Source organism: Pseudomonas sp. P4_C3 (assembly GCF_056402075.1).
Genome location: NZ_JBFUIC010000130.1, coordinates 1 through 13,157 on the forward strand (window position 1 = coordinate 1; position 13,157 = coordinate 13,157).

The 13,157-nt window shown below is 62.6% G+C and carries 9 protein-coding genes; 5 read left to right on the forward strand and 4 right to left on the reverse strand.

Annotated features, from left to right (window positions below; translation table 11 throughout):
• The first annotated feature begins 301 nt into the window (after window positions 1–301).
• The 5 genes from AC1DVH_RS19180 to AC1DVH_RS19200 all read left to right on the forward strand — a co-directional run bounded on the left by AC1DVH_RS19180 (window position 302) and on the right by AC1DVH_RS19200 (window position 8,079).
• Entirely contained in the window at window positions 302–1,393 is a 1,092-nt protein-coding gene (locus tag AC1DVH_RS19180) for a WD40/YVTN/BNR-like repeat-containing protein (RefSeq protein ID WP_477755134.1), read from the forward strand.
• A gap of 16 nt (window positions 1,394–1,409) precedes the next feature.
• A complete protein-coding gene (locus AC1DVH_RS19185; RefSeq protein ID WP_477755135.1) occupies window positions 1,410–3,929 on the forward strand; it encodes an efflux RND transporter permease subunit in 2,520 nt (839 codons plus the stop codon).
• A 6-nt stretch (window positions 3,930–3,935) separates the two neighbouring features.
• Window positions 3,936–5,714, forward strand: coding sequence for an acyl-CoA dehydrogenase C-terminal domain-containing protein (locus AC1DVH_RS19190; protein WP_477755136.1), 1,779 nt, complete (start codon window positions 3,936–3,938; stop codon window positions 5,712–5,714).
• 24 nt (window positions 5,715–5,738) lie between these two features.
• A complete protein-coding gene (locus tag AC1DVH_RS19195) occupies window positions 5,739–7,382 on the forward strand; it encodes a fatty acid--CoA ligase (RefSeq protein ID WP_477755137.1) in 1,644 nt (547 codons plus the stop codon).
• Window positions 7,383–7,740: 358 nt separating this feature from the next.
• Complete coding sequence (locus tag AC1DVH_RS19200) at window positions 7,741–8,079, forward strand: potassium channel family protein (RefSeq protein ID WP_477755138.1); 339 nt, start codon at window positions 7,741–7,743, stop codon at window positions 8,077–8,079.
• A 141-nt stretch (window positions 8,080–8,220) separates the two neighbouring features.
• Here the strand turns inward: AC1DVH_RS19200 and AC1DVH_RS19205 are convergent, their stop codons facing one another.
• The 4 genes from AC1DVH_RS19205 to AC1DVH_RS19220 all read right to left on the reverse strand — a co-directional run.
• Window positions 8,221–8,442: a formate dehydrogenase subunit delta gene (locus tag AC1DVH_RS19205; protein WP_046040259.1), complete on the reverse strand. Its 222-nt coding sequence runs from the start codon at window positions 8,440–8,442 to the stop codon at window positions 8,221–8,223.
• Complete coding sequence (gene fdhF, locus AC1DVH_RS19210; protein ID WP_477755139.1) at window positions 8,439–11,321, reverse strand: formate dehydrogenase subunit alpha; 2,883 nt, start codon at window positions 11,319–11,321, stop codon at window positions 8,439–8,441. Before fdhF ends, AC1DVH_RS19205 begins: the two co-directional genes overlap by 4 nt.
• Window positions 11,318–12,877, reverse strand: a complete 1,560-nt coding sequence (locus tag AC1DVH_RS19215) for a formate dehydrogenase beta subunit (protein WP_477755140.1) — start codon at window positions 12,875–12,877, stop codon at window positions 11,318–11,320. The genes fdhF and AC1DVH_RS19215 overlap by 4 nt, the downstream gene beginning before the upstream one ends.
• On the reverse strand, window positions 12,877–13,157 hold a 281-nt coding region (locus AC1DVH_RS19220; protein WP_477755141.1), incomplete at its 5' end, for an NAD(P)H-dependent oxidoreductase subunit E. The genes AC1DVH_RS19215 and AC1DVH_RS19220, both read right to left, overlap by 1 nt.

Sequence of the window (13,157 nt, forward strand, 5' to 3'; positions counted from 1 at the left end):
GGTCCAGTACATCGACGTAATCGGCCGCATGGGTGATGCCCTGCGACAGGCAAAGCACAACGCCAAAGGCCAGCTGCAACATATTATTTTTATACGAACACATACTGCGTCCTCTTCGGAAAACCGCGCTACACCTCGCGCCGTGCAGCTCATGTGGGAGCGAGCTTGCTCGCGATGGACGTTAACGATGACGCGTGCTGTCTGGATGCCCGCGTCGCCCTCCGGTCCATCGCGAGCAAGCTCGCTCCCACATGAGCTGCACGGCGCGAGGTGTAGCGCGGTTTTCCGAAGAGGACGCAGTATGTGTTCGTATAAAAATAATATGTTGCAGCTGGCCTTTGGCGTTGTGCTTTGCCTGTCGCAGGGCATCACCCATGCGGCCGATTACGTCGATGTACTGGACCTGCCCGCCAGGGCTAGTGCCTTGGCCATCAACAGCCCGTTGTCCGGAATGACCCGCGCCGGTGGGCGCGTGATCGCCGTCGGCCAGCGTGGCCATATTCTGTTTTCCGATGATTCGGGAAACCATTGGCAACAGGCCGCCGTACCGGCCAGTGCCGACCTCACTGCGGTGAATTTTCCGACCACCACCCAAGGCTGGGCGGTGGGAAATGACGGCGTGGTGCTGCACAGCAGCGACGCCGGCGCGACCTGGCACAAGCAGCTCGACGGTCGTCAGATCGGCGCCTTGCTGGTCAAGCATTACACGGCGCTGGCCAGCGCCGAACCGGGCAATGAGCAATGGCCGCAGTTGGCTATGGAAGGCCAACGACTAGCCGATCAGGGCGCGGACAAACCGCTGCTCGACGTCTGGTTCGCCAACGACAAAACCGGCTATGTGGTCGGTGTATTCAACCTGATCCTGCGCACTGACGACGGTGGCCTGACCTGGACGCCATTCCAGGACCGCACCGACAACCCCCAGGGTTTCCACCTCAACGCCATCGCCTCCACCGGCGACAGTCTGTACATCGCGGGCGAGCAAGGCCTGCTGCTCAAATGGGACGACAGCGCCCAACGCTTCAATGCCGTGCCGACGCCTTATCAAGGCAGCTTTTTCGGCGTGCTCGGCAAGCCTGGCGAAGTGCTGATCTACGGTCTGCGCGGCAACGTGTTGCGCAGCACCGACGGCGGCCAGAGCTGGACTGTGCTGGACACCGGCCTGCACGTCAGCATCACCGCGGGCCTGATCGATGCCCGTGGCAACTATCGCTTGTTCACCCAGGGTGGGCAGATGCTGGTCAGCCAAGGGACGGGCGCGCAGTTGCATCTGGTGCGGCAACCGGCACCGACCCCGGTCGCCGGTGCCACCCAGTCCGCCGCTGGCGCGTTGGTGGTAGCGGGCAGCCGTGGCGCCCGGACGCTGTCCGCCGATCCAGCCCTCGAACCCTAAGAGCGAGAACCCAGACATGGGCAATATCAAACAAGACGCCATGCCGGTGATCCGCGAACTGCGGGATTTCGACCAGCGCTCCGGCAACCTTCTCGAGCGGCTGGTGTTCAACTACCGCCCGCTGTTCATGCTGCTGATGGCGCTCGCCACCGTGGTGCTGGGCTTCATGGCCGTGACTCGCCTGGAGCTGCGCCCAAGCTTCGAAAAAATGATTCCCCAGAGCCAGCCCTACATCCAGAACTTCCTGGAAAACCGCGCTTCGCTGCGCGGCCTGGGCAATTCGGTGCGGGTAGTGGTCGAGAACACCCAGGGCGATATTTTCGATCCGCAATACCTCGACGTGCTCAAGCAGGTCAACGACCAGCTGTTCCTCACCGAAGGCGTCGACCGCGCGTGGATGAAGTCGCTGTGGAGCCCGGCGGTGCGCTGGACTGAAGTCACCGAGGACGGTTTCCAGGGTGGCCCGGTGATGCCCGACAGTTATCAGGGCTCGCCCTCCGACATTGAACAGTTGCGCCAGAACATCTCCCGCGCCGGTCTGGTGGGCAGCCTGGTGGCCAGCGACTTCAAGTCGACCATGCTGATCGTGCCGCTGATGGACAAAGCCGCCGCCGGTGGTCAACGCATCAACTACCACGCTTTCTCGCAGATGCTCGAAGAGCAGTTGCGCGACAAGATCGAATACGCCGGCGACAGCGCTGCGCGTAAATCCGGGGTCGAAGGCACCGGCCATTACAAGGTGCGGGTGATCGGCTTCGCCAAGCTCATGGGCGACCTGATCGACGGCCTGATCCAGGTGATGATGTTCTTCGGCCTGGCCGTGGTCACTTCGCTGATCATCATTTACGGCTACACCCGTTGCGTGCGCAGCACTCTGCTGGTGGTCGGCTGCTCGCTGATCGCGGTGGTCTGGCAACTGGGTATTGTCGCCTGGCTCGGCTACGCCATCGATCCGTACTCGGTGCTGGTGCCGTTCTTGATCTTCGCCATCGGCGTGTCCCACGCCGCGCAGAAGATGAACGGCATCATGCAGGACATCGCCCGTGGCACCCATAAACTGATCGCTGCGCGCTACACCTTCCGCCGTCTGTTCATCGCCGGTGTCACCGCGCTGCTGGCCGACGCCGTGGGCTTCGCCGTGTTGATGCTGATCGACATCCCGGTGATCCAGGATCTGGCGATCACCGCCAGTATTGGTGTCGCCGTGCTGATCTTCACCTCGTTGTTGTTGATGCCGGTGGCGCTGTCCTATGTCGGTGTGGGCGCGAAAGCTGCCGAGCGTGCGCTGAAAATCGACAACCGCGCAGAGAAGCACAAAGGCTTCGGCAGACTGTGGGACGCGCTCGATCGCTTCACCACCGCCAAGTGGGCCACCGGCGCGGTAGTGGTCGCGGTGTTGATGGGCATTGGCGGTTACATGGTCAGCCAGAACCTGAAAATCGGCGACCTCGACAGCGGGGCGCCGGAGCTGCGCGCCGACTCGCGCTACAACCGCGACAACGCCTACATCACCCAGCATTACGCGCTGTCCAGCGACCTGTTCGCGGTGATGATCAAGACCGCGCCGGAAGGCTGCCTGAACTACAAGACCCTGGTCCTCGCCGACCGCCTGGCCTGGGAACTGCAACAGTATCCGGGCGTGCAGGCGACCGCGTCCTTGGTCAACGCGGTACGCCAGATCACCGCCGGCACCTACGAAGGCAACCCCAAGCTCAACAGCATCCAGCGCAACCAGGACGTGCTGAACTACGCCGCGCAACAAGCCTCGGTCAACTCCCCGGAGCTGTTCAACACCGACTGCTCGCTGATGCCGGTGATCACCTTTCTCAAGGATCACAAGGCCGAAACCCTGGACGCGGTGGTGGCGATTGCCGACAAGTTCGCCAAGGAAAACAGCACCGCGGATCGCCAGTTCCTGCTCGCCGCCGGTACCGCCGGTATTGAAGCCGCAACCAACATAGTGGTCCGCGAAGCCAACCGCACCATGCTGCTTTACGTCTACGCGGCGGTGACGCTGTTCTGCCTGATCACCTTCCGCAGCTGGCGCGCCACGCTGGTGGCGCTGTTGCCGCTGGTGCTGACCTCGATCCTCTGCGAAGCCTTGATGGTGGCCATGGGTATCGGTGTGAAAGTCGCGACCCTGCCGGTGATCGCCCTCGGCGTGGGCATCGGCGTGGACTACGCCTTGTACCTGCTCAGCGTGCAACTGCACTTCCAGCGCCAGGGCCTGCCTTTGTCCCAGGCCTACCGCAACGCCGTGTCGTTCACCGGCCGGGTGGTCGGGCTGGTGGGCATCACCCTCGCTGCTGGCGTGGTGTGCTGGGTCTGGTCGCCGATCAAGTTCCAGGCCGACATGGGCATCCTGCTGACCTTCATGTTCCTGTGGAACATGCTCGGCGCGCTGATCCTGATTCCGGCCCTGTCCTGGTTCCTGCTGCGCGAACGGGCCCCTCAGCCCGGTTCTGTCGCGGTAACCGAAAACGCTGAATCCACTGAACGTCCCGGCATGCCCCATGCCGTGACCACTTCCGAGTAAGCCAAGATGTCTGATTACAAAGCTCCCCTGCGCGACATGCGCTTCGTACTCAACGAGGTTTTCCAGGTGTCCCGGCTCTGGGCGCAATTGCCCGGCCTGGCCGACGTGATCGATGAAGAGACCGCCGCCGCCATCCTTGAAGAGGCCGGCAAGATCAGCGCCGAAGTGATCGCGCCACTGAACCGCGCCAGCGACGAACAGGGCTGCACCTGGAACGACGGCGCGGTCACCGCTCCGGACGGTTTTGCCCAGGCCTATCAAGCCTTCGCCGAAGGCGGTTGGGTGGGTGTCGGCGGTGATCCGCAGTACGGCGGCATGGGTATGCCCAAGGCGATTTCGGCGCAGGTCGAAGAGATGGTCAACTCGGCCAGCCTGTCGTTCGGCCTGTACCCGATGCTGACCGCCGGCGCCTGCCTGTCGATCAAGGCCCACGCCAGCGAAGAACTGAAAGCGGCTTACTTGCCGAACATGTACGCCGGCACCTGGACCGGTTCGATGTGCCTGACCGAAGCCCATTCCGGTACCGACCTCGGCCTGATCCGCACCAAGGCCGAACCCCAGGCCGATGGCAGTTACAAGGTCAGCGGCAGCAAGATTTTCATCACCGGTGGCGAGCACGACCTGACCGAAAACATCATCCATCTGGTGCTGGCGCGACTGCCGGATGCACCGGCCGGGCCGAAAGGCATCTCGCTGTTCCTGGTGCCGAAAGTGCTGGTCAACGCCGACGGTTCGCTGGGTGAAAACAATGCGCTGTCCTGCGGCTCCATCGAACACAAGATGGGCATCAAGGCCTCCGCCACCTGCGTGATGAACTTCGACGGCGCCACCGGCTGGATCGTCGACGCACCGAACAAAGGCCTGGCGGCCATGTTCACCATGATGAACTACGAGCGTCTGGGCGTGGGCATACAAGGCTTGGCACAGGGCGAGCGTTCGTACCAGAACGCCGTCGCCTACGCCCGTGACCGCCTGCAAAGCCGTGCACCGACCGGCGCGCAGCACAAGGACAAAGCGGCCGACCCGATCATCGTGCACCCGGACGTGCGCCGCATGCTGCTGACCATGAAAGCCTTGAACGAAGGCGGCCGTGCGTTCTCCAGCTACGTGGCCCTGCAACTGGACATCGCCAAGTACAGCGAAGACGCACCGACACGCCAGCGCGCGCAGGATCTGGTATCGCTGCTGACCCCGGTGGCCAAGGCATTTCTCACCGACATGGGCCTGGAGACCACCATCCACGGCCAGCAGGTCTTCGGCGGCCACGGCTACATCCGTGAGTGGGGCCAGGAGCAACTGGTGCGGGACGTGCGCATTACCCAGATCTACGAAGGCACCAACGGCATCCAGTCGCTGGACCTGGCCGGGCGCAAGATCGTCGGCAGCGGCGGGGCGCTCTACCGTTTGTTCGCTTCGGAAATCCGCAACTTCACCGCCACTGCCTGCGCGGACCTCGGCGAGTTCACCCAGCCGCTGAACGCCGCCGTCGACACCCTCGACGACCTGACCGCGTGGCTGCTGGACCGGGCACAAAACAACCCGAACGAAATCGGCGCGGCCTCGGTCGAGTACCTGCACGTGTTCGGCTACACCGCGTACGCCTACATGTGGGCGCGTATGGCCAAGGCCGTCATGAGCGGCGATGGCGAAGACGATTTTTACACCAGCAAACTGGCCACCGCACGTTTCTACTTCGCCCGGTTGCTGCCGCGTATCCACTCGTTGAGCGCATCGGCCAAGGCCGGCAGCGACTGCCTCTACGAGCTGCAAGCTGATCAGTTCTGATCGAAAGGACAAGGAACCTTAAACATGATGGCGACAAAAATAATTCCGCCCGCCGACGGCGCTTATGCCTATCCCTTGCTGATCAAGCAACTGCTGCTGTCCGGCGTGCGCTACCAGCCGGGCCGGGAAATCGTCTACGCCGACAAGCTGCGCTACAGCTACCAGACCCTCAACAAGCGTATTCGCCGCCTGGCCAATGCGCTGACGGCGGCCGGGGTCAAGGCCGGTGACACCGTGGCTTTACTCGACTGGGACAGCCACCGTTACCTGGAATGCTTCTTCGCCGTGCCGATGATCGGCGCGGTGCTGCACACCGTGAACATTCGCCTGTCGCCGGAGCAGGTGTTGTTCACCATGAACCACGCCGAAGATGACCTGGTGCTGGTGCATGATGATTTCCTGCCCCTGGTCGAGCAGATCCAAGGTCGGCTGGAAACCGTTAAAGGCTACCTGCAGCTCACCGATGACGAGGCAACCACCACCTCGCTGCCGATGCTGGGCGAGTACGAGCACCTGCTGTCCCTGGCCCCGGACCAGTACGACTTCCCCGATTTCGACGAGAATTCGGTCGCCACGCTGTTCTACACCACCGGCACCACCGGCGACCCGAAAGGCGTGTACTTCAGCCACCGGCAACTGGTGCTGCACACCCTGAATGCCGTCGGCACCCTGGGCGCCTATCAGGGCCAGCCGCTGCTGCGCTCCGACGATGTGTACATGCCGATCACGCCGATGTTCCATGTGCATGCCTGGGGTGTGCCGTATGTCGCGACCCTGATGGGCATCAAACAGGTGTATCCCGGCCGCTACGAGCCCAACAGCCTGGTCAGGCTGTACCGCGAAGAGAAGGTGACCTTCTCCCACTGTGTGCCGACCATTTTGCAGATGATCCTCAACTGTGAGGAAGGCAAGGCGACCCGTTTCGATGGATGGAAAATGCTCCTGGGCGGTAGTGCGCTGACCCTCGGCGTTGCCAGCGAGGCCAATGCCAAAGGCATGGTGGTGCATGCCGGCTACGGCATGTCCGAGACCTGCCCGTTGCTGTGCCTGACGTACCTGCGCGACGAAGACCTGCAGCTATCTGCCGAAGCGCAACTGCCGATCCGCATCAAGACCGGCACGCCGGTGCCGATGGTCGACCTGAAGATCATCGACGCCGAGGGCAATGACGTGGCCCATGACGGCGAGTCCCTGGGCGAGATCGTGGTGCGCGCGCCGTGGCTGACCCAGGGCTATCTGAAAGCCCCGGACAAAGGTGCGCAGCTGTGGCACAACGGCTGGCTGCACACCGGCGACATGGCCTCGATTGACCCACTGGGCGGCGTGGAAATCAAGGACCGCATCAAGGACGTGATCAAGACCGGCGGTGAGTGGATCAGCTCCCTGGAACTGGAAAGCCTGATCAGCGAACACCCAGGCGTCATGTCCGTGGCCGTGGTGGGCATCGTCGATGAACAGTGGGGCGAACGCCCGATGGCCATGGTCGTCTGCGAGCCGGGGCAATACCTTGACCGCAAGATTCTGGAGGTTCATTTGCAAGCCTTCGTCGACGGCGGGCGCATCAACAAATGGGCGATCCCCAAGCAGTTCAAGTTCGTGACCGAAATCCCCAAGACCAGCGTCGGCAAGATCAACAAGAAGCTGATCCGGGAAACTGAAGCGAACTGAGGGGTAAACCTGCCGCTGTTGTTGTAGGAGCGAGCCTGCTCGCGATGGACTCGAGAGCGCCGCGTTATTGTAGGAGCGAGCTTGCTCCGGGCGGCGTTCCGACGATGGACTGGAGAGCGCCGCGTTTAACCAGTAAACACGCGTTATCGTTAACGACCATCGCGAGCAAGCTCGCTCCTACAACGAGTCCAGCAGCAGGCGGTTTCTGGATAGCCCGATTGGCGTCATCTTTGTCATAGTCCTCGCCAGAGATAACGCCCCGTTGGTCGCAGTTTTCAGCGCTTGTGCCAAGCTGAACGGGGTATTGAACCGCCGTGTATTCAAATGCCGGCCAGCCAAACCCCAGGAAGCCCGCGACATGAACTTCACCCGTGCATCAAACGTCCGCAAAGAGTTCTACAAAGCCGTCTGGTTCTACTTCAAAGTGGTGTGGCCGATCTTCTCGATACTGCTGTTAGTGATCGTTGCGTTTGGCCTCATCATCGCCCAGATGGAAGGATGGAGCCCTGATGACGGTGTCTACTTTGCCTTCGTGACGGGGCTGACCATCGGCTACGGAGAGCTGGTGCCCAAACTGGGCGTCTCGCGAGTGTTGGCAGTGCTGCTGGGTTTCAACGGCGTGCTGATGACCGCGACGTTCGCGGCAATCAGTGTCCGGGCGATTGAAGTGACCGTGACGGCGGCGCGGAAGGAGTAGGGCAATCCCAACCACAACACATATCCCCCTGTGGGAGCGAGCTTGCTCGCGATGGCGGTATATCAACCAGCAAAAATGCTGAATGTTAAGCCCTCATCGCGAGCAAGCTCGCTCCCACAGTGTTTTTTTGCAGCCAGCAGGCTAAGCCTCCCACCCCGCCCCAGTCACCGCCGCCTGCACCAGTGGGTGCAAGTCCGCCCCCTGATGTTCCGTCTGCCAGGCCAGCAGTTCCTTGCGCATGCTCGGCGCCCAGTACATCTGCATATGATTGCGCACGCTGAGCACCGCCTGTTGCTGGTCCGGCTGGCTGGCGAAGTACTGGGCGATCTGGTTGGCCATCTTGATCAGGTTGTCAGTACTCATCGGCGTACCTCGGCTTTGGTCCCGCGTGCCTGACGACGTTCATCGAGCAAACGTTGCTGTTCCTCGCTGAATTCCTGGAAGCGCTTTTGCCACTCCGAAGGGTGATAAACGCGACTGACCTCCACGGCCGTGACCTTGTACTCCGGACAGTTGGTCGCCCAGTCGGAGTTGTCGGTGGTGATGACGTTGGCGCCCGATTCCGGGAAGTGGAAGGTGGTGTACACCACGCCTGGGGCGACCCGTTCGGTGATTCGCGCACGCAGCACGGTCTGCCCTGCGCGGCTGCCGATGCCGACCCAGTCTCCTTCGTTGATGCCACGGCTCTCAGCGTCGGTCGGGTGGATTTCCAGGCGGTCTTCGTCATGCCAGGCGATGTTATCGGTACGCCGGGTCTGCGCGCCGACGTTGTACTGGCTGAGGATGCGCCCGGTGGTCAGCAACAGCGGATAGCGACTGTTGACCTTTTCCTCGGTGGGCACGTAGCCGGTGAGCATGAAGCGCCCCTTGCCACGCACGAATTCTTCGATGTGCATGGTTGGCGTGCCGTCCGGTGCCTCGGCGTTGCACGGCCATTGCAGGCTGCCGTGGCGGTCCAGTTCGGCGTAGCTGACGTTGGTGAAAGTCGGCGTCAGGCTGGCGATTTCATCCATGATTTGCGATGGATGTTGGTAGTTCATCGGGTAGCCCAAGGCATTGGCCAGGGCCACCGTGCCTTCCCAGTCGGCCTTGCCGCCCAGCGGGTCCATGACCTTGCGCACCCGGGAGATGCGTCGCTCGGCGTTGGTGAAGGTGCCGTCTTTTTCCAGGAACGAGCAGCCCGGCAGGAACACGTGGGCGAACTTGGCGGTTTCGTTGAGGAAAATGTCCTGCACCACTATGCATTCCATGGCCGACAGGGCCGCGGTGACGTGCTGGGTATTGGGGTCGCTCTGGGCGATGTCTTCGCCCTGGCAATACAGGCCCTTGAAGCTGCCGCCCAAGGCTGCCTCGAACATGTTGGGGATACGCAGGCCCGGGTCGGGTTGCAGGGTGACGTTCCAGGCCTGTTCGAACTGCGCTCGTACCACCTCGTTGGAGACGTGCCGGTAGCCGGGCAGCTCATGGGGGAAGGAACCCATGTCGCAGGAGCCCTGGACGTTGTTCTGCCCGCGCAGTGGGTTCACGCCCACGCCTTCGCGGCCGATGTTGCCGGTGGCCATGGCCAGGTTGGCGATGCCCATCACCGAAGTACTGCCCTGGCTGTGTTCGGTGACGCCCAAACCGTAGTAGATCGCCGCATTGCCACCGGTGGCATACAGGCGCGCAGCGGCACGGATGTCGGCAGCGGGTACACCGCAGACAGGGCCGAGGGCTTCCGGCGAGTTTTCCGCACGGCTGACGAATTCACTCCAGATCGCGAAATCGCTACCCTCGCAACGGGCGTCGATAAAGGCCTGGTTGAGCAGTCCTTCAGTGACAATCACATGAGCCAAGGCGTTGAGCATGGCGACGTTGGTACCGGGGCGCAGGGCCAGGTGATACTCGGCGCGGGCATGCACCGTATCCACCAGATCAATGCGTCGCGGATCGATGACGATCAGCCGCGCGCCTTCACGCAGGCGACGTTTGAGTTGAGAGGCGAACACCGGGTGGGCGTCGCTGGGGTTGGCACCCATCACCAGGATCACGTCGGCCTGCATCACCGAGTCGAAACTCTGGGTGCCGGCGGACTCGCCCAGGGTTTGTTTCAGGCCATAGCCGGTGGGCGAGTGGCAGACCCGCGCACAGGTGTCGACGTTGTTATTACCGAAGGCGGCCCGCACCAGTTTCTGCACCAGATAGGTTTCTTCGTTGGTGCAGCGGCTGGAGGTGATGCCACCAATGGAATCGCGGCCATATTTTTGCTGCAGCCGGCGAAATTCGCTGGCGGCGTAAGTCACCGCTTCATCCCAGCTGACTTCCTGCCAAGGGTCGCTGATGTGCTTGCGGATCATCGGCTTGGTGATGCGATCCGGGTGGGTGGCGTAGCCCCAGGCGAAGCGCCCCTTGACGCAGGAGTGGCCGTGGTTGGCCTGGCCGTTCTTGTCCGGAACCATGCGTACCAACTGGTCGCCTTTCATCTCGGCACGGAACGAGCAGCCCACACCGCAATAGGCACAGGTGGTGATCACGCTGCGTTCGGGTTGGCCCAGTTCGACCACGCTTTTTTCCATCAGGGTCGCGGTGGGGCACGCTTGCACGCAGGCGCCGCAGGACACGCATTCCGAATCGAGGAAGTTCTCGCCGCCGGCAGCGGCCACCCGGGATTCGAAACCGCGCCCGGTAATGGTCAGGGCAAAAGTGCCCTGGGTTTCTTCGCAGGCGCGCACGCAGCGGTTGCAGACGATGCACTTGCTCGGGTCGTAGTCGAAATAGGGGTTGGAGGTGTCTTTCACGTCCTCCAGATGGTTCTCGCCTTCATAGCCATAACGCACTTCCCGCAGGCCGACCTGACCGGCCACGGTTTGCAGCTCGCAGTTGCCGTTGGCCGAGCAGGTCAGGCAGTCCAGCGGGTGATCGGAGATGTACAGCTCCATGACGTTGCGGCGCAGGGTCGCGAGCTTGGGCGTCTGGGTGTGCACGCTCATGCCTTCGCTGACCGGCGTAGTGCAGGACGCCGGATAACCACGCATGCCGTCGATCTCCACCAGGCACATGCGGCAGGAGCCGAAGGCTTCCAGGCTGTCGGTGGCACAGAGTTTGGGAATGGTAGTGCCCAGCAGCGCGGCGGCGCGCATCACCGAGGTGCCTTCGGGCACGCTGATGCTGCGGCCATCGATGTTGAGGGTGACTTGCACCTGGCTGTCGCGGGCAGGCGTACCCAGGTCAATGTCTGTTTTCGGGTCGAAGAGAGTGATCATTGTTCGGCCTCCGAGGCTTGCAGACCGAAGTCGGCGGGGAAGTGCTTGAGGGCGCTGGCGACCGGAAAAGAGACCATGCCGCCCAATGCGCACAGCGAACCGTATTGCAGGGTGTCGCACAGGTCCTTGAGGATGATCACCTGTTCATCGCGACCGTTCTGGTCGGGAGCGGCCAGCAGGCGGTCGATCACTTCAACGCCACGGGTAGAGCCGATACGGCACGGCGTGCATTTGCCACAGGATTCCTCGGCGCAGAACTGCATGGCGAAGCGCGCCATGCGGGCCATGTCCAGGGTGTCGTCAGCCACCACCACACCACCGTGACCGAGCATCGCACCGATGGCCATAAAGGCTTCGTAATCCAACGGTGTGTCGAATTGCGAAGGTGGCACCCAGGCGCCGAGCGGGCCGCCCACCTGCGCAGCCTTCAACGGCCGGCCACTGGCGGTACCGCCGCCGTAGTCTTCCACCAGCTCCCGCAAGGTCAGGCCAAAGGCACGTTCCACCAGACCGCCGTGACGAATATTGCCCGCCAGTTGAAACGGCATAGTTCCCAGGGAGCGGCCCATGCCGTAGTCGCGATAGAACTGCGCGCCCTTGGCCAGAATCAGCGGCACCGAGGCCAACGTCAGCACGTTGTGCACCAGCGTCGGCAAGCCGAACAGCCCCTGCAACGCCGGAATCGGCGGCTTGGCGCGAACGATCCCGCGCTTGCCTTCGAGGGAGTCCAGCAGCGCGGTTTCTTCACCGCAGATATAAGCACCGGCCCCGACCCGCACTTCCATATCGAATGCCAGGCCGCTGCCGCCGACATTGGCGCCCAGGTAACCGGCTTCTCGGGCGATGTTCAACGCGGCCCGCAACGTGGCCACGGCATCCGGATATTCCGAGCGCACATAGATGTAGCCGAAAGTGGCGCCGACGGTAATGCCGGCAATGGCCATGCCTTCGATCAGCAGGAAGGGGTCGCCTTCCATCAACATGCGATCGGCAAAGGTGCCGGAGTCGCCTTCGTCGGCGTTGCAAACAATGTACTTCTGCACAGCCTGAGTGCCGCGCACCGTGCGCCACTTGATCCCGGCGGGGAAGGCCGCGCCGCCACGGCCACGCAGGCCCGAATCGAACACTGCCGTCGCGGTCTGCTCGCCGCCAATGGCGATGGCCTGGGTCAAACCCTCGAAACCGCCGTGGGCCCGGTAATCCTCCAGGGACAGCGGCCGGGTAATGCCGGCGCGCGCAAACAGCAGACGTTGTTGAGACTTGAGATAAGGCAATTCTTCCACCAGCCCCAAGGCCAGCGGATGAGCGGACGGCTCGCCTTGCAACGCATCGAGCACCGACGGCACATCCGCCGCCGTCAGCGGCCCAAAGCCGATCCGACCTTGCGGACTGTCTACCTCCAGCAACGGTTCCAGCCAATACAGACCACGCGAACTGGTGCGCTGCAACTCCAGCGGCAAATTGCGTTCCCGGGCCTGAGTGATCAGGGCCACCGCCACCTCATCGGCACCCACGGCACGGGCAAGGGAATCACAAGGCAGATAAAGAGTCGGCATCACACGTCCTCCCGGCATGCATCGAGCAATGCATCCAAACGCTCAGCACTGAGTCGCGCATGCACCCGGCCATCCAGCTCCAGAGCCGGCGAACAGGCGCAGGCACCCAGGCAATACACCGGCCGCAAACTGATGCTGCCATCAGCACTGCTGCCGTGATCGTCCAGTTGCAGACGCTCGCGCAACTGCGCGGCAAGCTGCTCGGCACCGCGGCTCTGGCAGGATTCGGCCCGGCACAGCCGCAAGATATGCCGCGCGGGTGGCGCGGTACGGAAGTCAT